Source organism: Burkholderia paludis (assembly GCF_000732615.1).
Classification (GTDB): domain Bacteria; phylum Pseudomonadota; class Gammaproteobacteria; order Burkholderiales; family Burkholderiaceae; genus Burkholderia; species Burkholderia paludis.
Genome location: NZ_JPGL01000038.1, coordinates 35,041 through 60,283, shown reverse-complemented (window position 1 = coordinate 60,283; position 25,243 = coordinate 35,041). Strand labels below are relative to the sequence as shown.

Here is a 25,243-nt window from a genome sequence, read left to right as displayed (position 1 = left end):
GCCCGCGGCATCGGAGAAGGCGCGCGCATTAACGAAAGGACGCTGTGAGATTTAAAACGGAAGCGGCGCCCGCAAAAAATCGCGCACCGGAATGCCCGATTTTTTGCGTCGCCCATATCGTTTCCTGCCGGGATATTAAAAAGCCCCATGCCGCCCTCATTATTTCCTGTCCGGCAGCCCTGGCTAGCTGCCGCGTCCCAGTTTAAAACCGGGTTTATGGTATTCCACGTGCCCGAGATCCATCATTTTCCAGCGGCCCCCCCAGGTCAGGCCGACCTGCTCGGCGACCTGGCCGTACAACTGGTAGCCGCGCATCGCCCATGGATCTTTCTCGGAAATGACCAGCTTGCCGTCGCGCAGGAATGCGTTATCGGCCGCCAGCCCGAATTGGTGATAACTCTGGAAGGCTGCCGCATTGGTCACGTTGCCGCCCATCTGCGCCAGCCGGTTCTGCCGTTCCGGGCTCCGGTAACCTTCCAGCAACGCCATTTCATAACCATATTGTTCGTGCATGATCTTGTAGACCAGCAGCAAACGCGTACGGAAATCCGGATCCAGCAGGTTCCAGTCGCGGCTCGCGTCCTTCAGCGCCGGACGCAGCTGTTCGACTTCCTTGGTGGCGAAGACTTCCGGCGGCAGCGGCGGGGGCGGCACGAGTTGTTCGCCCTGCAGCAGCGCGGCGATCTTCTCGTCGGGCACGCGCGCCGTGTCGTCGTACTGGAACAATTGCCGGCCGCGTAACGCAATGGCAACCAATGGCGGCGTCGCAAGAATACCTGCCGACACCATAATCATCAAGCGCCGCCGAATCAGTAAATTTTGCACGTCGTTTAAAGCGCTGCGCGTAACGCTTGCCGATTTAACAATCTGACTTCGCGTGCGCACGGCGCGATCGTTCGCGCGGCGCGTAAGACGGCCGTGAAACCGGGCGACGGATTCGAAAACCGTTGCGCGGATACCCGGTAAAAGCAACAGTGCCGCAACCGCTACGGCAAGGGCGAAATAGGCGACGAGTGCGACGGCAATCAACGAAATCCCCGGAATTTGGAATTGATTGTGTTTTGCAATGCTTGCTCTTAGAATCAGGCTGCTCCGAGAGGCCGGGCTATATTATCGCGGTGAATTAAACCAGGATTCAATGAGACGCTGAATGAGTGCGCCGGGAAATTCAAATTCGAAAACTCCGCCGAGCCTGCTGTCCGACACGAAACCGGCAGGCAACGGAGAGGCTCAGCAGTCGCGCATTCTCGCGAATCTGGAAGGCCGTGTCACGTCGTCCGCCGAACCGCCGCGCCGTTCGCTGAAGGCGCCGATCGCGGCCGTCGTCGCACTGGTGGTGGCCGTCGGCGGCTGGGGCGCATGGCGCATGCAGAAGCATTCGGACGAGCCGGCCGCCGTCATGGCAGCGGCCGCGCCCGCCGCGACGGCGTCTGCCGCAACCGCGCCGGCCAAGGCCGCACCGTCCAGCGAAGCCGCCGCGCAGGTCGCGCAGAATGCCGCGTCCGCCGCGCAACCGGCCACGATCGTCAACGACGACGCGGCTTCCCGAACCGTTGCGTCCGCATCGACCGCGTCCACGGCGGACAACAGCCGTCTGTCGCGCGCGCTCGCCAACGGCGCCGACGACACCGCAGCCACGGCCGCGGCCGGCGTTGCCGCCGCGAAGGGGGCGAGGGTCGCGGCGCATGGCAAGGCCGACACGAAGGCCGAGTCGAAGGCGGAGGCGCGCAAGCATCGCAAGGAACAGGAGGCCGAACTCGCGCAGGCGAAGAAGCATCGCGACGCGACGTCGACGCGCACGGCGAGCGGGAAGGCGGCCGGGAAGGACGATCCGGATGCGGATCTGCTCGCGGCGCTGGTTGCGCGCACGAAGCCGGCCGACAAGAAACTCGCCGCGCAGAAGTCGCCGGCCGTGCCGACCAAGACGGCGGCGACGACCGGTTCGCTGGCGTCGCGCGTGAAGGAGTGCTCGGAGCGCGGATTCTTCCAGGATCAGTTGTGCCGCTGGCGCGTCTGCGACGGCCACTGGGGCAAGGACCCCGCGTGCCCGAGCGCCGCGCAGTCGGAGACGCGCCAGTAACGCGTCGCGCACACGCCGCCGTGCCCTGCCGCGCCGCCCATCGGGCGGCGCGCTGCTTTGGGCGCGGGGCGGCAGCCGGTATGATGCCGCGTGACGCTGTCACCGGCGCGTCACGCCCATCGGGCATACGTCTCCTTTCCTTTCCCCGCGCGGGCTCGCGACCCGCCATGTGCGGCGCGGCGCGCGACGCACGACTTTCGACACGATGGATCTGATCGTACAGACTTACGGCGCCGATACGTCCGGCATGGTGTGCGGATTCAGCTTCGTTCCGGGCGGCGCCGGCGCGGCGCTCGACGCGGACTCGGCCGCCGCGTGGCTGCGGACGTGCCGCGCACCCGATGCGGCCGCGTCGGGCGATTTCGTCTGGCTGCACTTCAATCTCGCGCACGGCGCGAGCGAGCGCTGGATGCGCACCCATCTCGGGCTGCCCGACAGTTTCTTCGCGTTCCTTCACGAAGGGTCGCGCTCCACGCGCATCGAGCAGGAAGACGGCGCGTTGCGCGCGATCGTCAACGACGTGATGTTCAACCTCGAACTGACGCCGTCGGAAATCGCGACGCTGTTCGTCCACGTCGAGCGGCGCATCATGGTCACGGCGCGGCTCAAGCCGCTGCGCTCGGTCGACACGCTGCGCGCGTGCGTCCGCGACGGCGAGTCGTTCAGGTCGCCCGCGGAACTGCTCGTGCATCTGCTGCGCGACCAGGCCGACCTGCTGATCCAGATCATGCGGCGCACGAGCGTCGACGTCGACCGTATCGAGGATCGCTTCCTGTCGCAGCGGCTCACGTCGAGCCGTATCGAGCTCGGCGCGATGCGCCGTACGCTCACGCGCCTGCAGCGCATGCTGGCGCCCGAGCCCGGGTCGATCTTCCGGCTGCTCGCGAAGCCGCCTGCGTGGCTGCATATGGAAGACGTGCAGGAGCTGCGTGAATCGACCGAGGAGTTCTCGCTGGTGCTGGCCGATCTGGCGGGGCTCAACGAACGGATCAAGCTGCTGCAGGAAGAGATCGGTTCGCGCCTCGACGAGCAGAACAACCGCACGCTGTTCACGCTGACGCTCGTGACCGTGATCGCGCTGCCGATCAACATCGTCGCCGGCTTCTTCGGGATGAACGTCGGCGGCGTGCCGTTCTCGGAGAACAAGCACGGCTTCTGGCTGATGGTAATGCTCGTCGCGGGTTTCACCGCGCTCGCCGCATGGTGGGCGTTTCGCCGCCGCGGCGACCGTTAGCGCCCGCGCCGCGGCGACCCGTCAGCGCAGCAGCACGATCGCGCGCTCGCCGATCACCATCCCGAGCAGGCCCACCAGCGCGATGAGCGGCGGCGCCGGCGAGCGCACGTGCAGCAGTGCGTACAGTACGCCGACGCCGAGGCCGACGGCGAGCGAGGTCACGTAGTCCATCATGATGGTCTCCCGGGCGGTCGGATTTCAGGGCTTGAGGATGACGCGCTCGCGCGCCCCGGCCAGCACCGCGCGATACGCGTCGTGCGCGCGGTCGAGCGGGTACACGTAATCGTCGCCGATCGGGAATGGACGCAGCGTGCCGTTGCCGAAGCCGGGCGCGAGCGTGTCGAGGATCTGCGCGACCGCGGCGCCGTCGAGCTGCAGCGAATCGACCCCGACGTAGGTGTGCTGGCCGCGATAGAACGAGAAGATGTCGAACGGCACGCTGCGGTCGATCGTCGAGATGAAGATCTGCCGCGCCCCGATCGCCATCGACGCGTTCGCGGCTTCGAAGTAGGGGCTGCCGACCGTGTTGTAGACGACGTCCGCGCCGCGGCCGCCGGTCGCCGCGCGCACCGCGTCGGCCACCGACTGGCTCGATGCGTCGATCATGTGCACGTCGCCCGACGCATGGCCGCGATAGCCGCCGGGGCTGCGCTCGACGCCGATCACGGTCGCGCCGTGCGCGGTCGCGAGCTGGATCGCGGCCTGGCCGACCTTGCCGTTCGCGCCGAACACGAGCACGACTTCGCCGGCCGTCGGCATGCCGGCGCGGCGCAAGCCCTCGTACGCGGTGACGAACGGCACGCCGACGCCTGCCGCTTCGTCGAGCGTCAGCACGGCGGGCTTGCGGCGGACCTGGTCCGCGGCGAGTACGAGCCACTCCGCGTGCGAGCCGTTGCGCCCGACGCCGAGATCGCCACCCGAACCCCACACCGGCGCACCGATCCAGCCGTCCGGGCCGCTGCGCACGATGCCGGCCCAGTCGCGCCCGGGCGTACGCGGCCACATCGCATGCGGCATGCGGCCGAGCGCGGCCTTGACGTCGCTCGGGTTCACGCCGGCCGCGCGCACCTCGATCAGCATCTGGCCGTCGGCCGGCACGGGTGTGGCGATTTCCCTGACGCGCGCGTCGAGTGATTCGATATCGGCTGCGGGGGCGTCGAAGCGGATGCTGCGCATGATGATCTCCGGGGCGGTTGGCTGCCGTGCGGCCCGGCGGGCCGGCGCGTGCAGCGGGTGAAAGGATGAATGCAGTCTAGTCGGCCCGGGTTGACGCGGAAACGTGCAAAGGCGGATGATTGTTTTGCGAATAACGCACAGCCAAATCCGAGAGCCCGGCATGGACGACTTCCTTTCCCCGCATCTGGCGCTGTTCGTCGACGTGGTCGACCAGCAGAGCTTTTCGGCGGCCGCGCGCCGGCTGGGCGTCGCCGCGTCGTCGGTCACGCGACGCATCGACCGGCTCGAGACGCAGCTCGGCATCCGCCTTCTGCATCGCACCACGCATGCGCTGCGGCCGACCGAGGCCGGGCAGTTGCTGTACGGGCGGGCAACGCGGATGCTGGCCGAGCTGCGCGGCCTGCAGGAAGACCTGCACAGCCAGCACGACGAGCCGAGCGGGTTGCTGCGCGTCGACTGTCCGGCGCCGTTCGGCCGGCGGCACCTGATGGCCGCGCTCGCCGCGTTCATGCAGCGTCATCCGGCCCTGCAGGTCGATCTGCTGCTGACTGACAGCATGGTGGACCTGCAGGGCGCACGCCTCGGCGCCGACGTCGATCTCGCGGTGCGGATCGGTCCGCTCGAGGACACGCGCTTCGTCGCGACCGTGCTGGCGCCGCAGCGGCGCGTGCTGTGCGCGAGCGCGGCCTACCTCGCGCGGCGCGGCGAGCCCGAATCGCCCGACGCGCTCGCCGGACACGATTGCCTGGCCTGGCACGGCGCGCCGCCGCCGGGTGCGTGGCGCTTCGGCGAGCGCCGCCATGTGCCCGTGCAGCCGCGGTTTCGCAGCAATCATTCGGAGGCGTTGCTCGAAGCCGCGATCGGCGGGCTCGGTCTCGCGCACCTGCCGACCTGGCTCGCGGGCGACGCGTTGCGCGACGGACGGTTGCGCTCGGTGCTGCCGCAGTACGCGGCAGCGCCCGAGCCGGCGACGATTCACGTGTTGCGCCAGCAGGCGCGCGGCAGTGCACGCGCGTCGCGGCTCGTCGCGTTCCTGGCGACGTGGTTCGAGCAGCCGGCGTGGGATGCCGCGTGGGCGTGATGGTGGCGGTGGCAGGCGGCGGTGGCAGGCGGCGGGGCGCGCCGCCAGTAAAAAAGGCCTCGCTCGCGAGGCCCTTCAAAGGTCGGAGAAGCCGGTGCGCCGGCCGGCAGCCGCGGGCTGCACGGCGCCGGCCGGGGCGCGCCGTTACTGCGTCACTACCTTGCGCGGCTTGAAGATGCCCTGGTATTGCAGTGCCGGGCGTTCCTTCGTCGTCTGCGCGATGCCGTCGAAGGTCGGCGTCTGCCGCAGCTTCAGCGCGGCCGGCGAAGCGACCGAACCGATCGACGTCGAACGCGAAGCCGGCGCGAGGTTGTTCGCGACGAGCAGGGCGGCCTCGCTCTGCAGGTTCGACAGCAGCACCGGGTCGGTCGAGCGGTTCACCTGCGTGAGCAAGCCGCTCCAGGCCGCGTCGCTGTAGTTCACGACGTAGTAGTCGAGCCCGCTCGGGTCCGCCACCACGCCCGTGCAGCCGTCGATCCGCGTTTGCGTCTGCGTATCCTTCAGCGCGAGCGTCGTGCGTTTCGCGAGACCTTGCCCGTACGCGAGCGTGATCGGCACCGTCCACTGCAGGCCCGGATACGCGTTCTTGTTCGGGAACGGCTGCTGCTTCAGCGTGACGATCGTCTGGTTCTTCGTCAGGTCGCACTGCGTGTCGAGCGAGATCAGCGGCACGCCGGTCTGGCGCACGTAGCTGTCGCCGATCGGGCCGATCGCCTGGCCGCTTTCCTTCGACAGCGCATCCCACAGGCGCTTCGGCGTGCCGTTGCCGAACGAGTAGTCGACCAGGTATTGCTGCAGGCCACGGCGCAGCGTCTGTTCGCCGAGATAGTTCTCGAGCGTCTTCAGCACGTGGCCGCCCTTGTCGTACGTGAACGCGCTGGCGCTCAGCACGAAGTCGTTCGACGCCCAGCCGTTGAAGTTCGGCGCGACCGGGAAGGCGTTCGGGCCGATATCGCGATTGATCACGCGGTACTTGTTCTTGACCTGGTCGAGCCAGCTGAACTCGTTCGGGAAGAACTGGATCGTCGTCTTGGTCTCGAAGAACGTCGCGAACGACTCGTTGAGCCACACGTTGTCCCACCAGTCGGTCGTGACGAGATCGCCGAACCACTGGTGCGCGACTTCGTGCGTCAGCACCTCGTTGCCGTAGTGCGACATCGGCTGGCCCGGCTGCGGCAGGATGTCGTCGGCGAACTCGAGGATCGACCCCCAGTTCTCCATCCCGCCGAAGTTCAGGTCCTTCTGCGCCTTGAACGCGTCGTTCGCGGCCACCGTGTCGAACTTCGTGAGCGGCAGCGGGATGCCCGTGTAGCGGTAGTAGAAGTCGAGGGCCTGCTTGGTGCGATCCATTGCCGGCTTCGCCCAGTCGCTCATGCCCGGCGGCGTGAACACGCGCAGGTGCAGGCCGCCCTTGCCGCCTGCCAGCGGGCTCGTGAAGTCGTCCTCGTAGGTGTCGAACAGGCCGCCGCCGAAGAACAGCAGGTACGACGGCATCGGCGGGGGCTTCTCGAACTGCACGAGCTTGTAGCCGCCGCCGATGCCGGTCGACGGCTTCTCGGCCGCGTTCGATACCACGCGCCAGTTTTGCGGCACTTCGGCCGTCACTTCATAGGTCGGGCGGAACGCCGGCTCGTCCCAGCCGGGGAACCACTGGCGCGACAGGTTGGTTTCGCCCTGCGTGAGGATCGCGCCGCTCGTCTTGCCGTCGGTGCCCTTCAGGTCGACGCGGAAGATGCCTTCGGCGGCCGAGCAGCCCGGATACGGATCGTTGCCGCAACTGCCGCCCGTCTTCGCGACCGGATCGTCGTACGACTTGAAGTTGATGATGCCCGACCACTCCATGTGCAGCGAATAGTTGCCCGGCGAGATCGAGCCGCTCACGGGGCGCAGCTGGTAATAGTCGCCCTTGTCCTGCGGCGTCGCGATCAGCTGGATGTTGCCCGGCTGCAGCGTGATGCGGCCGTTGGTGAACTTGATCCGGTGGCCGGCGATCACGATGTTGTTGACCGGCTTCAGTACCTTGATCTCGACGTCGGCGCGGCCGTCGAACGCGTTCAGCGCGTCGTTCGGGCGGAACCACAGCCGGTAGTTCACGGGTACCACGGTGTCCGGCAGCTCGACAGGCGATACGCTCTTGTCGACGTTGGAGGCGCTCGGCGGCGTGGTGACGGCGGGCGCCGAGCCTGGTTGCGGCGCGCCGGCCGAGCTGAGCGCGGACGCCGAGCCCACGCCGCCGTCGTCGCCGCCGCAGCCGGCGAGCGCGAGTGCGGCGACGAGCGGCAGATAACGCATCTTGCGAATGTTGATCGACATGACTGAAACCTCGATTGTTGAAAGAATCGTTCAGTGCTGCGAAAACGCCGGCAAAAGCAATCCCCTCGCCGTTAATCGACGGCGATGAAAATGCCAATGACGGATTATTCGAAAAGACGGCGGCCGACTACGTGAAGGTAATCATGGTTTACTGCCCCCTCTGAATTTCCGGATATCGGTTGACTTGCCGGTTCAAAATGGCCGGCGCGTGTTGTACTGAATTGATTTCGCGCGCGCGACACGGGGCGGCACGCCCGGCGGGGGCGCGCAATCCCTTTGAAACGACGACCTATGGAGCCGGCCGGGCCAGGCGCAGGGCGGCAGGAAGGCGTGTCGCCGTTCCGTAAAATCGCCGTCATGCAACATCAAGCTTTGTCGGCTTGCTCGAAGGATGCGTAAATATACTTGATGGGTTTGGGTAAAGGAAACGAAAAATTAAGAAAGTGCATCTATTGAATTCGTTGCGCTTCATTGAATGATGCAAAGCGTTAATCGCCATTCCATCTGGTTTGTGATTTCGTAGTTTTAATCTATTAACGATCTCGAATGGCCGGGAAAACTACGAAACTCGGTGTACGGGGTGCGCTCGGTACAATGCGGCGAGGACCCGTTCACCGTTTATCGATTGCCAGAGGAGGCCTGCCGATGCCACGCGCCCTGTTTCGTTCCGCACCGCTGCGTGCGGTACTGCTGCTGTGTGTCGCCGCGCTCCTGCTCGGCGGGTGTGCCGGGCTGACACGCGATCCCGTGCGCGTGTCGGTGGCCGGGCTCGACCCGCTGGTCGGGCAGGGCCTCGAGATGCGCTTCAGCCTGAAGCTGCGTGTGCAGAACCCGAACGACGCGCCGATCGAATACGACGGCATCTCGGTCGCGCTCGACCTGAACGGCACGCCGTTCGCGAGCGGCGTCAGCGATCGCTCGGGCACGGTGCCGCGCTTCGGCGAGGCCGTGCTCGAGGTGCCGGTTTCCGTGTCGGCCTTTGCCGCCGCGCGGCAGGTGTGGAACCTGCCCGGCGCGGCCGCGAACGGCGAGCTGCCGTACGCGCTACGCGGCCGGCTCGCGGGCGGCGCGCTCGGCACCGTGCACTTCCGCGACGCGGGTACGCTGCGCCTGCCCGCGATGCCGGGGTGGGGCGGCTGAGCGCCACACCCGCGGCGCGGCGGGCCCCCGCGCTTTGCCGCGCGGGCAAAGCGCGGTAAGGTGTGAGCCGCGCGGCGCGATGGCGCCGCCCGTTGAAGCCAACCGTAACCGAGTTCGCGTGACCGATTTCCCCGTTTTCCACTGGACCGGCGCCGAGGGCGCCGATCATGCCGTGCGCTGGCGTTCCGAAGCCGGTGTGCCACCGCCGAAGCGCGCGGTGCCCGCCGACGATCGCCTCACCGCCGACGCGGCCTACCGCCTCGCGTGCGAGGGCACCGCGCTCGTCTGGCAGGGCGACTTCCAGAATGCGCGCCAGCTCGTGCAGGCGATGGCGCGCCGCGTCGAGCGCAAGCCGAAGAAGGCGAAAGCCGCGGCCGGCGCCGACGCGTTCAACCTGCACCGTCTCGCGCAGTCGCAGCGCGCCCGCACGCTCGGGATGCTGCTGATCCCGCTCGACGCCGATTACACGATCCCGCTGCGCCGCGCGCCCGACGTGCGCGCGGCGTGCGAGGAGGTGTACGGGCCCGGCGGCGAGCCGTCGGTCGTGTCGCTGCGCGAACTGCTCGGCCTCGTCGGCGCGCACGAATGGCGCAAGAAGGGCGTGCCGATCCCGGCGCTCGGTGGCGCGCCGATCCATCCGCACTATGGCGTGTTCTCGCCGGTGCGCGGCGAATATGTCGATCTCGTCGCCCGCGCGCCGCTGCCCGCGACGTCGCTCGCGTTCGATATCGGCACCGGCACCGGCGTGCTGGCGGCCGTGCTCGCGTCGCGCGGCGTCGAGCGCATCGTCGCGACCGACCAGGACGCGCGCGCACTGGCCTGCGCGCGAGAGAACGTCGAACGGCTCGGCCACGCGGCTCGCGTCGAGATCGTCGAGGCCGACCTGTTTCCGGCCGGCCGCGCGCCGCTCGTGGTCTGCAACCCGCCCTGGGTGCCGGCCCGGCCGAGCGCGCCGATCGAATATGCGGTCTACGATCCCGACAGCCGCATGCTGCGCGGTTTCCTCGCGGGGCTCGCCGCGCACCTCGAGCCGGGCGGCGAGGGCTGGCTGATCCTGTCCGATTTCGCCGAGCATCTCGGCCTGCGGCCGCGCGACACGCTGCTGCAATGGATCGACGAAGCGGGCCTCGTCGTGCTCGGCCGCGACGACATCCGTCCTGCACACCCGAAGTCGGCCGACGCCGACGATCCGCTGCACGCGGCGCGCCGCGCCGAACTGACGTCGCTCTGGCGGCTCGGCGCGCGAGCCTGACCGCGTATTTTCGGTAAACTGTCGCCATTCCTCACGAATTCCCGCCGCCCGGCCGTGGTCGACCGACCGTGGCCCGGCGCCGCATCACGATGTCGAACAAGACCCACGAAATCCGCCCCGAGCAGTCCGTCGAGCTGCTGAAGGAACTGCACATCCTTACCCGCGACGGCAAGCTGAACCAGGACAGCCGCCGCAAGCTGAAGCAGGTCTATCACCTGTTCCAGTTCATCGAGCCGCTGCTCGCCGGCGTGCAGGCCGACCGGGGCAGCGTGACGCTCGTCGATCACGGCGCCGGCAAGTCGTATCTCGGCTTCATCCTGTACGACCTGTTCTTCAAGCAGCAGCCGGGGCACGGTACGCCGGCGTTCACGTCGCACGTGTACGGCATCGAGACGCGCGAGGAACTCGTCACGCGTTCGGCCGCGCTCGCCGCGCGGCTGGGGTTCGGCGGCATGTCGTTCCTGAACCTGTCGGTCGCCGATTCGATCACGTCGCCGGCGCTGCCTCAAACGGTCGACGTCGTCACCGCGCTGCACGCGTGCGACACGGCCACCGACGACGCGATCCGCTTCGCGCTCGCGAAGCGCGCGCAGCACATCGTGCTGGTGCCGTGCTGCCAGGCGGAAGTCGCGGGCGTGCTGCGCAGGAACAAGGGCAAGTCGCTCGCGAGCGCGTTGACCGAAGTGTGGCGGCATCCGCTGCATACGCGCGAATTCGGCAGCCAGATCACCAACGTGCTGCGCTGCCTGCAGCTCGAGGCGCACGGCTACCAGGTCAGCGTGACCGAGCTGGTGGGCTGGGAGCATTCGATGAAGAACGAGCTGATCGTCGCGCAGTACAAGAACCTGCCGCGCCGGCGGCCCGGCGAGCGACTCAACGAGATCCTCGGCATGTTCGGGCTTGCCGAACTGAACGAGCGCTTCTTCGTGCCGCAAGCCGCGACCGAGGGCGGTGACGCCGTCGAGCCGGCCGCCGGCTGACGTGCGGGCGCGCCGCGCCGCACCGCGCCGTGTTGCGCCGCCGTGCGGAGTGTCAGACGTCGTCGCCCGGCCTGCGCATCCATTCGCGCCAGCCGTCGTGGCCGAGACGGCGCAGCGTTTCCTGATTCCTTTCGTAGATCGCGGATGCGTCCGGGAACGCGTCGACCGCGCGCGCGATGCTGTCCTCGCGCAGCAGGTGCAGGATCGGATACGGCGCGCGGTTCGTGTAGTTCTCGATATCGTCGGGTTCGCTGCCTTCGAACCGGTAGTGCGGATGGAAGCTCGCGATCTGCAGCACGCCGTCGAGCCGCAGTTGCCGCACCAGCCGGTCGGCAAAGAACAGCGCGTCGTTGTAGTCGACGAAATCGGCGAACGCGTGCGGGAAGATCAGCAGCGTCGTGTCGACCTGCTGCGGGTCCGCCGCCTCGAGCGCGCGCAGCTCGGTTTCGAGTTCGGCGAGCGCGTCTTCCAGGGTCGTCGCTTCGCTGATCGCGTAGCGCACCTGGTCCTTCACATACACGCTTTTCGCGAACGGGCACAGATTGAGCCCGATCACCGCGCGCGCGAGCCAGTGCCGCGTGGCGGCGAGAATGTCGTCGTGCGATTCGGGGCGGGAGTCGGTCATCGGGGAAACCCGTCGGGCGGGAGAGCGGCGAGGGCCGCATTGTAGCGGGCGCGCCGGGTCAGGGCGTGCGCGCCGTCAAGCGCACGCGGCTTCGATCAGCTGCGTGACGAGCGCGGGCGCGGTGCCGATCGGCGTGGCGCCGTGCCGATAGGTCTGGCTGGCCGCGTAGATGCCTTCGATCACCAGCGCGAGCGAGTCGGCGAGCGCCTGCGGCTGCCGCGCGCCGGCGTCTTCGCCCAGCGCGACGAGCCGCTTCATCAACTGTTCCTTGTTTTGCGCGACGCGCTCGCGCGCCGGGTGCGACGCATCCGGGAATTCGGCGGCGACGTTGACGAACGGGCAGCCGCGATAGTCCTTCTGCGTCGCACGTTCGGCCAGGTCGACGAAATACTGGATCAACTGCGCCTTCGGCTGGCCCGGATGCTTGGCGACGCTCGTGTCGAAGCGCTCGAAGAAGCACGCGTCCATGCGCTCCAGATACGCGAGGATCAGCTCGTCCTTCGACGAGAACTGCCGATACAGGCTCATCTTGTTGACGCCCGCGCGCTCCACGACCGCCTCGACGCCGACCGTGCGCACGCCCTCCCGGTAAAACAGCTCCTCGGCGGCGCGCAGCAGGTGCTCCTGCGCGGTGGCGCCGTCGATCGGCCGGCGCGTGCGGCGCGCCTGCGGCTTGGCGATCTCGATGCCCGACATGATGCCCCTCGGCTGCGTGATGGAATGGCTTGACATGTTACCGACTGGTCACTACGATCGCAACACAGTTGTGACCGACCGGTAACAATGCCGGCGGATCGACAGACGAATGCCACGCATCGGCCCGGGTCAGCCGATGCAGCGTGCGGCGGAGGTGGCCTGGCTGGGTGTAGGGCGGAGCGGGTGCGACAGCGCCGGCGCCGCCGACTGGAGAACGCGAAGATGAACTGGGCGGTGACACGAATCGGCGGGCGCTTCCACTACGGATGGCTCGCGGCGGCGGTGGTATTCCTGATCCTGCTGGCGGCAGCCGGCACGCGCGCGACGCCGAGCGTGCTGATGGTGCCGCTCGAACGCGAGCTCGGCTGGAGCCGCGCGGCGATTTCACTGGCGATCTCGGTGAACATCGCGCTGTACGGGCTGACGGGCCCGTTCGCGGCCGCCGCGATGCAGCGCTTCGGGTTGCGCCCGACGATCCTGGTCGCGCTCGTGACGATGAGCGCGGGTGTCGCGCTGTCGTCGATGATGACGCAGAGCTGGCAGATGGTGGCGATCTGGGGCCTGATGGTCGGCTGCTCGACGGGCGTCGTCGCGCTGACGCTGTCCGCGACTTTCGTCACGCGCTGGTTCCATGCGCGGCGCGGCCTCGTGATGGGGATCCTGACCGCGAGCACGGCCACCGGCCAGCTCGTCTTCCTGCCGATGCTCGCGGCGATCGCGCAGCGCCACGGCTGGCGGCCGGTCGTGCTGGTGGTCGCGGTGGCGGCCGCGATCGTGATCCCGCTCGTCGCGTTCCTGCTGCCCGAGCGTCCGGCCGACGTCCGGTTGCGCCCGTACGGCGAGCCGGCCGATGCACCGCCCGCGCCTGCCGCGACGAAGGAGAACCCGCTCGCGGTCGCGTTCCGCACGCTGCTGACGGCGAGCCGTTCGCGCGATTTCTGGTTGCTGTTCTTCAGTTTCTTCATCTGCGGCGCGAGCACCAACGGCTACGTCGGCACGCACCTGATCGCGATGTGCAGCGATTACGGGATGAGCGAAGTGCAGGGCGCGTCGCTGCTCGCGGCGATGGGCGTGTTCGACCTGTTCGGCACGACGCTGTCGGGCTGGCTGTCCGACCGCTACGACAACCGCGTGCTGCTGTTCTGGTACTACGGGTTGCGCGGGCTGTCGCTGATCTACCTGCCGCACGCGTTCGGGATCGATTTCTTCGGGCTGCCGCTGTTCGCGATGTTCTACGGGCTCGACTGGATCGCGACCGTGCCGCCGACCGTGCGGCTCGCGACCGACGTGTTCGGCAAGGCCGCGGCGCCGGTCGTGTTCGGCTGGATCGTGGCCGGCCACCAGCTCGGCGCGGCGTTCGCGGCGCTCGGCGCAGGGTTGTTGCGCGCGAGCCTCGGCACCTACACGATCGCGTCGATGATCTCGGGCGGGCTGTGCATCGTCGGCGCGCTGATCGTGCTGCGGATCAACCGCGGCCCGTCGCGCGCGGCGGCGCAGCCGGCCTGAACGCGGCGCGTCGCAGCCCGTGACGTGCGCGAGCAGGCCCTAATGCAGCCGGGGAGATTTGCATAGCGCGGGACGATCGGGCGTGCATCCGCTCAAGCGAGTATGCTTGCGGTTCGCCGGGCGTTCGCGCCCCTTCATCGATGTCAGCGAGGAACCGCATGTCCGTCAAACCTGCACCCACCACTGTTTCGATTCACGACCTGATCGCGGGCCGCTGGAGCCCGCGCGCGTATTCGGACGAGCCCGTCAGCACCGGCGATCTGCATGCGGTGCTCGAGGCCGCGCGCTGGGCGCCGTCGGCCTACAACGCGCAGCCGTGGCGCTTCATCGTATTCGACCGCACCCAGGACGACGACGCATTCAAGCGCGCGTTTGCAACGCTGGTGCCGTTCAACCAGGGCTGGAATGCGCCGGCGCCCGTGCTGATCGCGGTGACCGCGCACACGCTCACGGCGAAGGGCGAACCGGCGCCGACCGCGCTGTACGACGCGGGCGCCGCTGCGATGTCGCTGGTGCTGCAGGCGCACGCGCTGGGCCTTGCCGCTCACCAGATGAGCGGTTTCGATGCGAAGGCGTTCCGCGACGCGTTCGAGATTCCGGCCGACGTCGCGATTCCGGCCCTCATTTCGCTCGGCCACTATGGCAACGTCGACAAGCTGGATCCGGTGCTGCGCGATCGCGAGAAAGCGCCGCGCACGCGTCATGCGATCGGCGAGGTCGTGTACGCCGGCGCGTGGAAGAAGGGTTTCGACACGGCAGCCTGACCTGCCGGGCGGGCGGGTTGCGTCGCGCATTCCGCCCGCGCTTGCCCCCGGCGCGCCAGGCTGCGCGCCGGCGCCACCGCGATCCGCGGCCCGGCACCGATGGCCGGCCCCGGTTGTGATCCCGCGGGCTTCATGTTAAAAAGCCCGTCCTTTCCGTTTTCGCGCCGGCCCTGCTGCGGCAAATTCCCATGACTTACTGCGCGATCGATTTCGGCACGTCCAATTCCGCCGTGGCGCTGCCCGACGGCGACGGCATGCGCCTCGCGCCCGTCGAGGGCGACCACCTGACGCTGCCCACCGCGATCTTCTTCAACAACGACGAAGAGACGGTCGAATACGGCCGAGCGGCGCTGGCTTCCTACATCGACGGTTTCGATGGCCGGTTGATGCGCTCGATGAAGAGCATCCTCGGCTCGCCGCTCGCGGAAACGACGACCGATCTCGGCGACGGCAGCGCGATCGCGTACACCGACATCATCGCGCGCTTCCTGACGCACCTGAAGCGCAAGGCCGAGGCCCGCGCGGGCGCGCCGATCGGCCGTGCGGTGCTCGGCCGGCCGGTGTTCTTCGTCGACGACGATCCGCGCGCCGACCGCCTCGCGCAGGATCAGCTCGAAGCGGCCGCGCGGTCGGTCGGTTTCGCGGACGTGCAATTCCAGTACGAACCGATCGCCGCCGCGTTCGACTACGAATCGCGCCAGCAGGCCGAGCGTCTCGTGCTCGTCGCCGACATCGGCGGCGGTACGTCCGACTTCTCGCTGGTGCGCGTCGGGCCCGAGCGGATGGCGCGGCTCGAGCGCAAGGACGACGTGCTGGCCCACCACGGCGTGCACGTCGCCGGCACCGATTACGACCGGCGCGTCGAGCTGGCGGCGATCCTGCCCGCCTTCGGCTACCGCGCGCTCGACCCCGAAGGGCGCGAGCTGCCGAACCGGATCTATTTCGATCTTGCGACCTGGCACCTGATCAACACGGTCTACACGCCGAAGCGGCTCGGCGAGCTGAAGCTGATGAAGCACCTGTACCAGGACGGCCGCCAGTACGACCGGCTCACCAGCGTGGTCGAGCTGCGGCTCGGGCATGCGCTGATGGCGCGCGCGGAAGAAGCGAAGATCGGCGTCGCGGCGGGCGGGGAAACGATGATCGACCTGAACGACGTCGAAGAGGATCTGCAGATCGCGTTCGACGCCGATCGCCTGGTCGACGCGAGTCGCGACGACACCGCGCGCATCGTCGACGCCGCGCGCGAGACGGTGCGGCTCGCGGGCGTCGCGCCGCGCGACGTCGGCGCACTGTATTTCACCGGCGGCTCGACGGGGCTCGCGTTCCTGTCGGGGGCGCTGGCCGGTGCGTTCCCGGATGCGCAACCTGTGTTCGGCGACCGCCTCGCGAGTGTCGCGACGGGGCTCGGCATTCACGCGCAGCGGTTGTTCGGTTGAACGAAGGGCGGCCGATCGGCTGCCATGACGGGCGTCCGGCGCCGAAAAACAAAAAGCCCCGCCGAAGCGGGGCTTTTTTACACGAATTATCGCGCCAAGCTTAGACCGGACGGATGTTCGCAGCTTGCAGACCCTTCGGGCCCGTCTTCACTTCGAATTCAACCTTCTGGTTTTCTTGCAGCGTCTTGAAGCCTTCGACGCGGATTTCCGAGAAGTGCGCGAACAGATCGTCGCCGCCGCCTTCCGGGGTGATGAAGCCGAAGCCCTTTGCGTCATTGAACCACTTGACGGTACCGGTTGCCATGTTACTTGTTCCTAAAAAGATAAAACGGGGCCGAAGCCCATGGGGTGCGGAAAATCAAGGAAGGGGTAATAGGACCAACCGGAGTACCGTTGATGGGCGAACTACGAAAGAACCAATTCACTCGCCGCTTGAAATCCTGCGAAGTCCTTTATACGGCTTATCGGGCGTATGGTCAACCGTATTTCCGTGCTCTCAGGGTTATTGCGTATATCAGGTTTACAAAGCTTGCAAACGAAGCGAATTTTTTGTAGGGGCCGAACAATTTTGGCGCCACGTTTCAGGTGCAACCGTTAAACTACGCGCCGCGCGGACGGGTTGCCCTGATCGGGTGGCCCATCCCCCCAAAATTGCATGCGCGATGCAGTCCGAGCCGATCCCGGATCGCAGGCCGACCATGCTTTTTGAGACACAGGAGAGGATGTGAAGAGTTCTATTCAACGGAACATCGGTCCGTTTGCATTGATGCTGACGGGGCTGGGTTCGATTATCGGCTCGGGCTGGCTGTTCGGCGCCTGGAAGGCCGCGAAGATTGCCGGTCCGGCGGCGATCTGCGCATGGATCATCGGCGCCGTCGTGATTCTCGCGATTGCCCTGACTTACGCGGAACTGGGGGCGATGTTCCCGGAGTCGGGCGGCATGGTGCGCTACGCGCGTTACTCGCACGGTTCGCTGGTCGGCTTCATCAGCGCCTGGGCAAACTGGATCGCGATCGTATCCGTGATTCCGATCGAGGCCGAAGCGTCGATCCAGTACATGAGCACGTGGCCCTATCCATGGGCGCATGCGCTGTTCGTGAACGGCGAGCTGACGACGCCCGGCCTGCTGCTGTCCGCCGTGCTGGTCGTCATCTACTTCTTGCTGAACTACTGGGGCGTGAAGGCATTCGCACGGGCGAACACGACGATCACGATCTTCAAGTTCCTGATTCCCGGCCTGACGATCCTCGGCCTGATGCTGACGAGCTACCATCCGGAAAACCTCGGCACGACGTCGAACGCAACCTTTGCGCCGTACGGCTGGTCGGCAGTGCTGACCGCGGTTGCGACGAGCGGCATCGTGTTCGCGTTCAACGGCTTCCAGAGCCCGGTGAACCTCGCGGGTGAGGCGCGCAATCCGTCGCGCAGCGTTCCGTTCGCGGTGATCACGTCGATCCTGATCGCGCTCGTGATCTACGTGCTGCTGCAGATGGCGTATATCGGCTCGGTGAATCCGGCCGACGTCGCACAGGGCTGGTCGCACTTCAACTTCAAGTCGCCGTTCGCCGAACTGGCGATCGCGCTGAACCTGAACTGGCTCGCGATCCTGCTGTACGTCGACGCGTTCGTCAGCCCGAGCGGCACCGGCACGACCTACATGGCGACGACCACCCGCATGATCTACGCGATGGAGCGCAACAACACGATGCCGAAGATGTTCGGCAACGTGCACCCGCTCTACGGCGTGCCGCGTCAGGCGATGTGGTTCAACCTGCTGGTCTCGTTCGTCTTCCTGTTCTTCTTCCGCGGCTGGAGTTCGCTCGCGGCGGTGATCTCGGTCGCGACGGTGATCTCGTACCTGACGGGCCCGATCAGCCTGATGGCGCTGCGTCGCGCCGCGACCGACATCGAGCGTCCGCTGTCGATTCCGCTGATGAAGCTGATCGCTCCGTTCGCGTTCGTCTGCGCGTCGCTGATCCTGTACTGGGCGAAGTGGCCGCTGACGGGCGAGATCATCCTGCTGATGATCGTCGCGCTGCCGGTGTACTTCTACTTCCAGGCCAAGTCGGGCTGGACGGGCTGGGGCGCCGACCTGAAGGCCGCCTGGTGGCTGGTCGCGTATCTCCCGACGATGGCCGTGCTGTCGCTGATCGGCAGCAAGGAGTTCGGCGGTCACGGCGTGCTGCCGTACGGCTGGGACATGCTGGTCGTCGCGGGGATCGCGCTGGTGTTCTACTTCTGGGGCGTGAATACCGGCTACCGGACCAAGTATCTCGACGAGCGTGAATCGCACGACGAGATCCTCGAAGGGATCGGCGCCTGACGCGTGACCTGTCGCCGGATTCGGCGGTGGCAGCAAGCAGTGAAAAAAGCCCGCCCGAGCATCGCTCGGGCGGGCTTTTTGCTGGCTTCTCGCCGGCGCCGGCGGTTGTCGCGCGACGCTCAGGCGGCCGCGCTTGCGAACACGTAGTTCGTCATCGCGAGCACGCGCTGGTAGGTGCCGAGCGACTGGATGCCGAGCTGGTAGTCGTCGTCCGCCGCGCCGAGCGCCGCGAACACCGGCAGCAGGTGCTCGTCGGTCGGATGCATCAGCGCCGCGTGCGGCGCCTGTCGGCGGTAGTCGAGCAGCGCGTCGACGTCGCGCGCGGCCAGCTTCGCCTCGAACCAGTCGGTGAAGGCCGCGACGCGCGGGTCCGCATCCTCCGGCGCCGCGCCGAAATCGGCGGCGCGCAGGTTGTGCGTGATCTGGCCCGAGCCGATCACCATCACGCCGTCGTCGCGCAACGGGCGCAGCGCACGGCCGAGCGCGAAGTGATGGGCTGCGTCGGCGCGCGGCTGGATCGACAACTGCGCGACGGGCACGTCGGCTTCCGGGAACATCAGCAGCATCGGCACCCACGCACCGTGGTCGAGGCCGTGCTCGGTCGTGGCGGTCGCGATGCCGGCCGCGTTCAGCAATCCGGCCGCGCGCTCGGCGACGTCGGGCGCGCCGGGCGCCGGATAGCGAATGTCGTACAGCGCCTGCGGAAAGCCGTAGAAATCGTGGATCGTTTCCGGATGCGCGGCGATGCTGGCGACGGGCCGCTGCGTGCCCCAGTGGGCGGACAGCATCAGCACCGCGCGCGGGCGTGGCAGTTCGGCGCCGAGATGGGTGAAAGCGCCGGACGGCAGCGACGGGTCGATCGGCAGCGTCGGCGCGCCGTGGGACAGGTAGAGCGAAGGCAAGCGGTTCATGGTCGTGGCCTGCGAAAGGGATTTGCCTGTGACTATAGGCGTGCACCGTTCATTGATAAATTGGCGTTATGGAATTTGATTGACGCCTGTTTATTGATAATGAAGGCGGCGCTGCGCATCCCGCTGAAAATGGGGGGCGTATGATCGAAATCGAGTGGATCTGCGCGAAATCGGCGACGATGCGCGAAGAAGGGGGCGGCGTGGCGCTTATTGCGCGTGCCGGATACCGGCCCACGGCGTCGTGAGCGGCGCGCTGAGCGTGAACAGGTCGAGTACGCGCGTGACGGTCTGGTCGACGAGTTCCTCGATCGTCTTCGGCATCGCATAGAACGCGGGCAGCGGCGGGAAGACGATGCCGCCCATCTCGGTGACGGCCGTCATGTTGCGCAGATGCGCAAGGTTGAACGGCGTTTCGCGCACCATCAGCACGAGGCGGCGGCGTTCCTTCAGCGTGACGTCGGCCGCGCGCGTGATCAGGTTGTCGGACAGCCCGTGTGCGACGCTGGCGAGCGTCTTCATCGAGCAGGGCGCGATCACCATCCCGTCGGTCGCGAACGACCCGGATGCGATCGTCGCGCCGACGTCGCGCACCGAATGCACGACGTCCGCACGGCTTTCGACCTCGGCCTTCGGCAGCTTCAGCTCATGCTGGATGTTGAGCCAGCCGGCGTTCGAGATCAGCAGGTGCGTCTCGACGCCGCCCGCGGCGCGCAGCAGATCGAGCAGCCGTACGCCGTAGATCGCGCCGGTGGCGCCGGTGATCGCGACGATCAGCCGGCGTGGCGGCGCGCTGGGAAATGCCATTGGAGCTGCGTTACGCCGCGGCGAACAGTTGCTGCAGTTCGCCCGACTGGTACATCTCCATCATGATGTCCGAGCCGCCGACGAATTCGCCCTTCACGTAGAGCTGCGGGATGGTCGGCCAGTTCGAGAATTCCTTGATGCCCTGGCGAATCTCGTCGTCTTCGAGCACGTTGACCGTCTTGAACTGGTCGACGCCGCAGGCTTTCAGCACCTGCACGGCGCGGCCCGAGAAGCCGCACATCGGGAATTGCGCGTTGCCCTTCATGAAGAGCACGACCTGGTTTTCGTCGACGATTTGCTTGATACGTTGTTGGGTGTCCATGACTGACCTTGCGTTAGCGGGGCGTTAGATCGAAATGATAGCGGATTTCAACCGGGCGGGCCGGGCGTCAGCCCGGCAGGCGGCCGCCGGTGGTGCGTTCGATCGCGGCCAGGTCGGCCAGCGATTCGATCGCGACGAAGCCGTGCGATGCGAGCTCCGCGCGCACGGCTTCGGCCTGGTCGTAGCCATGCTCGATCCAGAGCGTGCCGCCCGGTTTCAGCCGGGCGCCGGCGCCGGCGACGATCGTGCGGATCGCGCTGAGGCCGTCGGCATCGTCGGTGAGCGCGCCGCGCGGCTCGAAACGCAGGTCGCCCTGCGCGAGGTGCGGATCGTGCTGCGCGATGTACGGCGGGTTGCTGACGATCGCGTCGAATGCGAGCGCCGGATCGAGCGCCGCGTACCAGTCGCTCTGCAGCCAGTGCAGCGGGCCGCCGGGGCGCTGCGCGTCGAGCAGCTTGTCCGCGTTGCGCTGCGCGATCGCGAGTGCGGCCGGCGAACGGTCGAGCGCCCACACGCGGGCATCGGGCCGCTCGGCGGCGATCGATACGGCGATCGCGCCGCTGCCGGTGCCGAGATCGAGCACGGCCGGATGCGGCAGTCCGTCGATCGCGTCGAGTGCGGCTTCGACGAGCAGTTCGGTTTCGGGGCGGGGGATCAACACGTCGGGCGTCACGTCGAACGGCCGGCCGAAGAATTCGCGCATCCCGACGAGCTGCGCGACGGGCTCGCCGGCCAGGCGGCGCGCTTCGAGCGCGCGATAGCGTTCGACCGCGGCGGCGTCGAGCGGCGCATCGCCGCGCGTGATCAGCTGGGTGCGGGTCCAGCCGAGGGCGTGCGCGAGCAGCACGCGCGCATCCACCGCGTCGAGCGGCGACGCGCGCAGCAGTGCGTCGGCGGTCAGGTCGGTCATCGCGGCCTCAGTCGGCGTCGCCGAGCGACGCGAGCAGTTCGGCCTGGTGCTCGCTGACGAGCACGCCGATCAGTTCGTCGAGGTCGCCGTCCATGATCGCCTCGAGCCGGTACAGCGTCAGGTTGATCCGGTGGTCGGTCATCCGGCCCTGCGGGAAGTTGTACGTGCGGATCCGTTCCGAGCGGTCGCCGGAGCCGATCAGGCTCTTGCGCGTCGCGGCTTCCTTCGCGTGCTGTTCGTGATACTGCTTGTCCTTGATGCGCGCGGCGAGCACCTTCAGCGCCCGATCCTTGTTCTTGTGCTGCGAACGGTCGTCCTGGCATTCGACGACGATCCCGGTCGGGATGTGCGTGACGCGTACCGCCGAATCGGTCTTGTTGATGTGCTGGCCGCCCGCGCCGGACGCGCGGAACGTGTCGATCCGCAGGTCGGCCGGATTGATCTCGACCTCGCCGATCTCGTCGGCTTCCGGCATCACCGCGACCGTGCATGCGGACGTATGAATGCGCCCCTGCGTCTCGGTCGCCGGCACACGCTGCACGCGATGGCCGCCCGATTCGAACTTCAGGCGCGAATACGCACCCTGGCCCGCGATTCGTACGATCACTTCCTTGTAGCCGCCGAGATCCGACGCGCTCTCCGACATCATTTCGACCTGCCAGCGCTGGCGTTCCGCGAAGCGCAGGTACATGCGCAGCAGGTCGCCCGCGAAGAGCGCCGATTCGTCCCCGCCGGTGCCCGCGCGGATTTCGAGGAAGATGTTGCGGTCGTCGTTCGGGTCCTTCGGCAGCAGCATCTTCTGCAGCTCGGTCTCGAGGCGGGCCATGCTCTCGCGGGCGCTGCGGATTTCGTCTTCCGCGAAGTCGCGCATCGTCAGGTCGCCGAGCAGTTCCTGCGCGGCCGTCTCGTCGCTGCGGGACTGGCACCACAGTGCGTACTGTTCGACCACCGGGCCGAGTTCCGCGTGCTCACGCGTCAGCTTGCGATACTGGTCGAGGTCGGCCGTGACGTTCTCGCGGCTCAACAGGTCGTTCAGTTCGGCCAGCCGTGTGGACAGCTGGTCGAGCTTGCGTTGCATGCTCGTCTTCATGGTGTGGAGCGGCGCTCCCGGGCAAGGGGTATTCGGAAAGGATAGGCCGGCGCGCGGCCGGCGGCAGGGCGACCGGCCGGCGCTAGTGGCCGGACTGGTCGTTGGAGCGCGGTGCGTGCTGGTAGAAGCCGCGCATCAGGTCGATCAGCGAATCGCGATCGGCGCCGTTCACGCGGTTGAGCGCGCTCGTCGGGCCGTGGATCAGCTTGTTGGTCAGTGCCTGCGACAGCGCTTCGAGCACGGCTGCCGGATCCTCGCCGCGCGCGAGCAGCTTGTGCGCCTTGTCGACCTCGGCCCGGCGCAGCGCATCGGCCTGCGTATGCATGTGACGGATCACCGGCACGACGCTGCGCGTGTCGAGCCATTGCATGAAGTTCTGCACGCGCGTCTCGATGATCGCCTCGGCCTGCGCGACCGCGGCCTGGCGCGATGCGTTGCCTTCGCGCACGATCGCGCCGAGATCGTCGACGGTGTAGAGGAACACGTCCTTCAGCTTGCCGACTTCGGGCTCGATGTCGCGCGGCACCGCGAGGTCGACCATGAAGATCGGCCGGTGGCGGCGCGCCTTCACCGCGCGCTCGACCGCGCCGAGGCCGATGATCGGCAGCGTCGACGCCGTGCACGACACGATGATGTCGAATTCGTGCATGCGCGTGGGCAGATCCGCGAGCGGCATCGCGCGGCCGTTGAAGCGCTCGGCGAGCCGCTGGCCGCGTTCGGCGGTGCGGTTCGCCACGACGAGCTCGCGCGGGCCTTGCGCGGCGAAGTGCGTCGCGCACAGCTCGATCATCTCGCCGGCGCCGATGAACAGCACGCGCTGGTCGGCCACTTTTTCGAAGATACGCTGGGCGAGGCGAACCGCGGCGGCGGCCATCGACACCGATTGCGTACCGATTTCGGTCGTACCGCGCACTTCCTTCGCGACCGCGAACGTGCGCTGGAACAACTGGTTCAGGTAGGTGCCGAGCGCGCCGGCTTCCGTCGCGGTGCGGACGGCATCCTTCATCTGGCCCAGAATCTGCGTTTCACCGAGCACCATCGAATCGAGGCCGGAGGCGACGCGAAATGCGTGCCGGACCGCTTCCGACTGCGGCAGCGCATAGACGTGCGGCGCGAGCTCGTCGACCGGAATCCGGTGATACTCCGACAGCCAGCGGACCGCGCCTTCGCGCGCCGCGCGATCGTCAGTCGCGCAATACAGTTCGGTGCGGTTGCAGGTGGAGAGGATCGCCGCTTCGGGCGTATTGGGCGCCTGGGGGCCGAGAAACACGTTCTTGAACGTAACGAGAGCCGGCTTGATTTGCTCGAGCGGAAACGCCACGCGTTCGCGCAGGGCGACAGGCGCAGTGTGGTGATTGATTCCGATCGTGAGGAGTTGCATATCGAGGGCTATCGTTTAGCCCCATATTATAGCGTTTCAGCGATTTCCTCACTCGCCGCATACCGGGCATCAGCGTCGCGAGGCCGGGAATTTGGGGGCTCGATCGGCACGCGATCGAGCTGATAGCCGTAGCCGTAGAGCGGCAGCAGCCGGTAGCCGCGCCGTGGAAGCAACTGCAGCTTGCTGCGCAGCCGGGACGCGTGGGTATCGAGCGTGCGCGACTTCATGTCGCGGCGGCGCGCCCACACCGTTTCGAGGATATGGGCGCGCGACACCGGCCGCGACAGGTTCGCGAACAGCAATTGCGCGAAGCGGAACTCCTTCGGCGTGAGCGAGACGATGGCGTCGCCGAAGCGCACGAGGCCATGCGTGGCATCGAACGCGTATTCGCCATACATTTCGCGCGAGCGGGCCGGCGGCCGGCGCACGCCGGCGCGCCGGCTCAGCGCGTTGACGCGGGCGAGCAACTCGGGCCCGCTCACGGGGCGCACGAGGCAATCGTCCGCACCCGCGTGCAGGCACGAGACGATTTCGCTTTCCCGCGGCAATTGCATCACGGCGATGGCCGGCAGCCCGGGCAGGATCGTTTGGGCGCGCGGAATGACTTCCTCGGCCGGCTGGTCGCCGGCCCAGTTGCCGGTGATCAGCATGTCGCAGGTATCGGTGGCGAGCCATTCGAAGAACGCCGTGCTGGACGCAAACGCGTGGCACACATGGCCGCCCGCGAAGAGCAGGCGGTTCAGGAGTGCGGCATGACGCGCCTCCGGATCGATCAGAGCGATTCGCATGAGAATTTCTTCAATACGGGAGCCGGTGCGCGCTTGCCATAACGTCGAGTCGGCCCCTACACTCGAACGTTCGCGGCACCCGGCTGGTCTCGGGTTCGATGGATGAATCGATGCTAGCCGCTGGCAACGTTCACGCCTATGGGACGAATCTGAATTTATAGAGGGCGTCGAATGAACTGGTTTGGAATCCTTGTCCTGGGAGCGGCCGTCGGGCTGCTCGGCCGGTGGCTGCATCCGATGCGGCGCACGGGCAGGCCGGCGTGGTGGGTCGCGGTGCTCGTCGGCATCGCAGGCGCGGCCGCCGCCCGCGTGGCCGGCAATCTCTCGGGACTGTTTTACGATGGCGAGACGCTCGAATGGCCGGTCTGCACCGGCGTCGCGTTGGTCGCCGTAGCCGTGACGGTCGCGCTGTCGGCCCGTCGCTGAAT

At 67.4% G+C, this 25,243-nt stretch carries 25 protein-coding genes; 11 read left to right on the top strand and 14 right to left on the bottom strand.

The features are described 5' to 3' along the window. Positions 1-183: 183 nt before the first annotated feature. Positions 184-1,029, bottom strand: a complete 846-nt coding sequence (locus GQ56_RS0123440; RefSeq protein ID WP_031400959.1) for a M15 family metallopeptidase — start codon at positions 1,027-1,029, stop codon at positions 184-186. A gap of 121 nt (positions 1,030-1,150) precedes the next feature. Between GQ56_RS0123440 and GQ56_RS0123435 the strand changes: the two genes are divergently transcribed. Continuing rightward, positions 1,151-2,080, top strand: coding sequence for a hypothetical protein (locus tag GQ56_RS0123435; RefSeq protein WP_031400958.1), 930 nt, complete (start codon positions 1,151-1,153; stop codon positions 2,078-2,080). 205 nt (positions 2,081-2,285) lie between these two features. Continuing rightward, the gene (locus tag GQ56_RS0123430) at positions 2,286-3,314 is read left to right on the top strand and encodes a transporter (RefSeq protein ID WP_031400957.1); all 1,029 of its coding nucleotides are present in this window, start codon (positions 2,286-2,288) and stop codon (positions 3,312-3,314) included. Between the two features lie 21 nt (positions 3,315-3,335). Here GQ56_RS0123430 and GQ56_RS41695 read toward each other — a convergent pair whose 3' ends face one another. Together GQ56_RS41695 and GQ56_RS0123420 are read right to left on the bottom strand one after the other, a co-directional pair. Further along, positions 3,336-3,488 carry a DUF1427 family protein gene (locus GQ56_RS41695; RefSeq protein ID WP_075122995.1) on the bottom strand — a complete coding sequence of 51 codons (153 nt, stop codon included), beginning with the start codon at positions 3,486-3,488 and terminating at the stop codon, positions 3,336-3,338. A gap of 24 nt (positions 3,489-3,512) precedes the next feature. Beyond that, a complete protein-coding gene (locus GQ56_RS0123420) occupies positions 3,513-4,490 on the bottom strand; it encodes a quinone oxidoreductase family protein (RefSeq protein ID WP_031400956.1) in 978 nt (325 codons plus the stop codon). A gap of 160 nt (positions 4,491-4,650) precedes the next feature. Here GQ56_RS0123420 and GQ56_RS0123415 point away from each other — a divergent pair, with 160 nt between their 5' ends. Then, positions 4,651-5,571: a LysR family transcriptional regulator gene (locus GQ56_RS0123415; protein WP_031400955.1), complete on the top strand. Its 921-nt coding sequence runs from the start codon at positions 4,651-4,653 to the stop codon at positions 5,569-5,571. Positions 5,572-5,715: 144 nt separating this feature from the next. On the opposite strand, the gene GQ56_RS0123410 is transcribed toward GQ56_RS0123415, so the two are convergent. Next, a complete protein-coding gene (locus tag GQ56_RS0123410; RefSeq protein WP_031400954.1) occupies positions 5,716-7,884 on the bottom strand; it encodes a M1 family metallopeptidase in 2,169 nt (722 codons plus the stop codon). Positions 7,885-8,529: 645 nt separating this feature from the next. Between GQ56_RS0123410 and GQ56_RS0123405 the strand changes: the two genes are divergently transcribed. The 3 genes from GQ56_RS0123405 to GQ56_RS0123395 all read left to right on the top strand — a co-directional run bounded on the left by GQ56_RS0123405 (position 8,530) and on the right by GQ56_RS0123395 (position 11,256). Beyond that, entirely contained in the window at positions 8,530-9,024 is a 495-nt protein-coding gene (locus GQ56_RS0123405) for an LEA type 2 family protein (protein ID WP_031400953.1), read from the top strand. A gap of 118 nt (positions 9,025-9,142) precedes the next feature. After that, positions 9,143-10,276 (top strand): methyltransferase, encoded by a 1,134-nt coding sequence (locus GQ56_RS0123400; RefSeq protein WP_031400952.1) that lies wholly within the window; start codon positions 9,143-9,145, stop codon positions 10,274-10,276. Positions 10,277-10,365: 89 nt separating this feature from the next. Beyond that, the gene (locus GQ56_RS0123395) at positions 10,366-11,256 is read left to right on the top strand and encodes a class I SAM-dependent methyltransferase (RefSeq protein ID WP_031400951.1); all 891 of its coding nucleotides are present in this window, start codon (positions 10,366-10,368) and stop codon (positions 11,254-11,256) included. A gap of 52 nt (positions 11,257-11,308) precedes the next feature. On the opposite strand, the gene GQ56_RS0123390 is transcribed toward GQ56_RS0123395, so the two are convergent. Both GQ56_RS0123390 and GQ56_RS0123385 read right to left on the bottom strand, forming a co-directional pair. Beyond that, a complete protein-coding gene (locus GQ56_RS0123390) occupies positions 11,309-11,881 on the bottom strand; it encodes a DUF1415 domain-containing protein (protein WP_031400950.1) in 573 nt (190 codons plus the stop codon). Positions 11,882-11,956: 75 nt separating this feature from the next. Continuing rightward, positions 11,957-12,577: a TetR/AcrR family transcriptional regulator gene (locus GQ56_RS0123385; RefSeq protein ID WP_031400949.1), complete on the bottom strand. Its 621-nt coding sequence runs from the start codon at positions 12,575-12,577 to the stop codon at positions 11,957-11,959. A gap of 222 nt (positions 12,578-12,799) precedes the next feature. Between GQ56_RS0123385 and GQ56_RS0123380 the strand changes: the two genes are divergently transcribed. The 3 genes from GQ56_RS0123380 to GQ56_RS0123370 all read left to right on the top strand — a co-directional run bounded on the left by GQ56_RS0123380 (position 12,800) and on the right by GQ56_RS0123370 (position 16,286). Then, positions 12,800-14,083 carry an MFS transporter gene (locus GQ56_RS0123380; RefSeq protein WP_031400948.1) on the top strand — a complete coding sequence of 428 codons (1,284 nt, stop codon included), beginning with the start codon at positions 12,800-12,802 and terminating at the stop codon, positions 14,081-14,083. Between the two features lie 158 nt (positions 14,084-14,241). Continuing rightward, positions 14,242-14,847: a nitroreductase family protein gene (locus GQ56_RS0123375; protein ID WP_031400947.1), complete on the top strand. Its 606-nt coding sequence runs from the start codon at positions 14,242-14,244 to the stop codon at positions 14,845-14,847. A gap of 188 nt (positions 14,848-15,035) precedes the next feature. Further along, complete coding sequence (locus GQ56_RS0123370) at positions 15,036-16,286, top strand: Hsp70 family protein (RefSeq protein ID WP_031400946.1); 1,251 nt, start codon at positions 15,036-15,038, stop codon at positions 16,284-16,286. Between the two features lie 100 nt (positions 16,287-16,386). On the opposite strand, the gene GQ56_RS0123365 is transcribed toward GQ56_RS0123370, so the two are convergent. Then, positions 16,387-16,590, bottom strand: a complete 204-nt coding sequence (locus tag GQ56_RS0123365) for a cold-shock protein (RefSeq protein WP_006477070.1) — start codon at positions 16,588-16,590, stop codon at positions 16,387-16,389. Positions 16,591-17,010: 420 nt separating this feature from the next. On the opposite strand from GQ56_RS0123365, the gene GQ56_RS0123360 reads away from it, so the two are divergent. Then, positions 17,011-18,609, top strand: a complete 1,599-nt coding sequence (locus GQ56_RS0123360; protein WP_031400945.1) for an APC family permease — start codon at positions 17,011-17,013, stop codon at positions 18,607-18,609. Between the two features lie 119 nt (positions 18,610-18,728). Here the strand turns inward: GQ56_RS0123360 and GQ56_RS0123355 are convergent, their stop codons facing one another. From GQ56_RS0123355 to GQ56_RS0123325, 7 genes are all read right to left on the bottom strand, one after another. After that, a complete protein-coding gene (locus GQ56_RS0123355; RefSeq protein ID WP_031400944.1) occupies positions 18,729-19,520 on the bottom strand; it encodes a DODA-type extradiol aromatic ring-opening family dioxygenase in 792 nt (263 codons plus the stop codon). Between the two features lie 207 nt (positions 19,521-19,727). Then, positions 19,728-20,324, bottom strand: a complete 597-nt coding sequence (locus tag GQ56_RS0123350) for a UbiX family flavin prenyltransferase (RefSeq protein WP_031400943.1) — start codon at positions 20,322-20,324, stop codon at positions 19,728-19,730. Between the two features lie 10 nt (positions 20,325-20,334). After that, a complete protein-coding gene (gene grxD, locus GQ56_RS0123345; RefSeq protein ID WP_006753626.1) occupies positions 20,335-20,646 on the bottom strand; it encodes a Grx4 family monothiol glutaredoxin in 312 nt (103 codons plus the stop codon). 67 nt (positions 20,647-20,713) lie between these two features. After that, positions 20,714-21,556, bottom strand: a complete 843-nt coding sequence (prmC, locus tag GQ56_RS0123340) for a peptide chain release factor N(5)-glutamine methyltransferase (RefSeq protein WP_031400942.1) — start codon at positions 21,554-21,556, stop codon at positions 20,714-20,716. 7 nt (positions 21,557-21,563) lie between these two features. Beyond that, positions 21,564-22,646 carry a peptide chain release factor 1 gene (prfA, locus tag GQ56_RS0123335; RefSeq protein WP_031400941.1) on the bottom strand — a complete coding sequence of 361 codons (1,083 nt, stop codon included), beginning with the start codon at positions 22,644-22,646 and terminating at the stop codon, positions 21,564-21,566. Positions 22,647-22,728: 82 nt separating this feature from the next. Beyond that, positions 22,729-24,027, bottom strand: coding sequence for a glutamyl-tRNA reductase (gene hemA, locus GQ56_RS0123330; RefSeq protein WP_031400940.1), 1,299 nt, complete (start codon positions 24,025-24,027; stop codon positions 22,729-22,731). 26 nt (positions 24,028-24,053) lie between these two features. Further along, the gene (locus GQ56_RS0123325) at positions 24,054-24,815 is read right to left on the bottom strand and encodes a response regulator transcription factor (RefSeq protein WP_031400939.1); all 762 of its coding nucleotides are present in this window, start codon (positions 24,813-24,815) and stop codon (positions 24,054-24,056) included. A gap of 171 nt (positions 24,816-24,986) precedes the next feature. Here GQ56_RS0123325 and GQ56_RS0123320 point away from each other — a divergent pair, with 171 nt between their 5' ends. Then, positions 24,987-25,241 carry a hypothetical protein gene (locus GQ56_RS0123320; RefSeq protein ID WP_031400938.1) on the top strand — a complete coding sequence of 85 codons (255 nt, stop codon included), beginning with the start codon at positions 24,987-24,989 and terminating at the stop codon, positions 25,239-25,241. Positions 25,242-25,243 lie beyond the last annotated feature (2 nt).

Excerpts from the sequence above, each read along its gene's own strand:
- GQ56_RS0123435 (WP_031400958.1), top strand. The coding sequence starts at position 1,151 with ATGAGTGCGCCGGGAAATTCAAATTCGAAAACTCCGCCGAGCCTGCTG.
- GQ56_RS0123430 (WP_031400957.1), top strand. The coding sequence starts at position 2,286 with ATGGATCTGATCGTACAGACTTACGGCGCCGATACGTCCGGCATGGTG.
- GQ56_RS41695 (WP_075122995.1), bottom strand. The coding sequence starts at position 3,488 with ATGATGGACTACGTGACCTCGCTCGCCGTCGGCCTCGGCGTCGGCGTA.
- GQ56_RS0123420 (WP_031400956.1), bottom strand. The coding sequence starts at position 4,490 with ATGCGCAGCATCCGCTTCGACGCCCCCGCAGCCGATATCGAATCACTC.
- GQ56_RS0123415 (WP_031400955.1), top strand. The coding sequence starts at position 4,651 with ATGGACGACTTCCTTTCCCCGCATCTGGCGCTGTTCGTCGACGTGGTC.
- GQ56_RS0123410 (WP_031400954.1), bottom strand. The coding sequence starts at position 7,884 with ATGTCGATCAACATTCGCAAGATGCGTTATCTGCCGCTCGTCGCCGCA.
- GQ56_RS0123405 (WP_031400953.1), top strand. The coding sequence starts at position 8,530 with ATGCCACGCGCCCTGTTTCGTTCCGCACCGCTGCGTGCGGTACTGCTG.
- GQ56_RS0123395 (WP_031400951.1), top strand. The coding sequence starts at position 10,366 with ATGTCGAACAAGACCCACGAAATCCGCCCCGAGCAGTCCGTCGAGCTG.
- GQ56_RS0123390 (WP_031400950.1), bottom strand. The coding sequence starts at position 11,881 with ATGACCGACTCCCGCCCCGAATCGCACGACGACATTCTCGCCGCCACG.
- GQ56_RS0123385 (WP_031400949.1), bottom strand. The coding sequence starts at position 12,577 with ATGTCGGGCATCGAGATCGCCAAGCCGCAGGCGCGCCGCACGCGCCGG.
- GQ56_RS0123380 (WP_031400948.1), top strand. The coding sequence starts at position 12,800 with ATGAACTGGGCGGTGACACGAATCGGCGGGCGCTTCCACTACGGATGG.
- GQ56_RS0123375 (WP_031400947.1), top strand. The coding sequence starts at position 14,242 with ATGTCCGTCAAACCTGCACCCACCACTGTTTCGATTCACGACCTGATC.
- GQ56_RS0123370 (WP_031400946.1), top strand. The coding sequence starts at position 15,036 with ATGACTTACTGCGCGATCGATTTCGGCACGTCCAATTCCGCCGTGGCG.
- GQ56_RS0123365 (WP_006477070.1), bottom strand. The coding sequence starts at position 16,590 with ATGGCAACCGGTACCGTCAAGTGGTTCAATGACGCAAAGGGCTTCGGC.
- GQ56_RS0123355 (WP_031400944.1), bottom strand. The coding sequence starts at position 19,520 with ATGAACCGCTTGCCTTCGCTCTACCTGTCCCACGGCGCGCCGACGCTG.
- GQ56_RS0123350 (WP_031400943.1), bottom strand. The coding sequence starts at position 20,324 with ATGGCATTTCCCAGCGCGCCGCCACGCCGGCTGATCGTCGCGATCACC.
- grxD (WP_006753626.1), bottom strand. The coding sequence starts at position 20,646 with ATGGACACCCAACAACGTATCAAGCAAATCGTCGACGAAAACCAGGTC.
- prmC (WP_031400942.1), bottom strand. The coding sequence starts at position 21,556 with ATGACCGACCTGACCGCCGACGCACTGCTGCGCGCGTCGCCGCTCGAC.
- prfA (WP_031400941.1), bottom strand. The coding sequence starts at position 22,646 with ATGAAGACGAGCATGCAACGCAAGCTCGACCAGCTGTCCACACGGCTG.
- hemA (WP_031400940.1), bottom strand. The coding sequence starts at position 24,027 with ATGCAACTCCTCACGATCGGAATCAATCACCACACTGCGCCTGTCGCC.
- GQ56_RS0123325 (WP_031400939.1), bottom strand. The coding sequence starts at position 24,815 with ATGCGAATCGCTCTGATCGATCCGGAGGCGCGTCATGCCGCACTCCTG.
- GQ56_RS0123320 (WP_031400938.1), top strand. The coding sequence starts at position 24,987 with ATGAACTGGTTTGGAATCCTTGTCCTGGGAGCGGCCGTCGGGCTGCTC.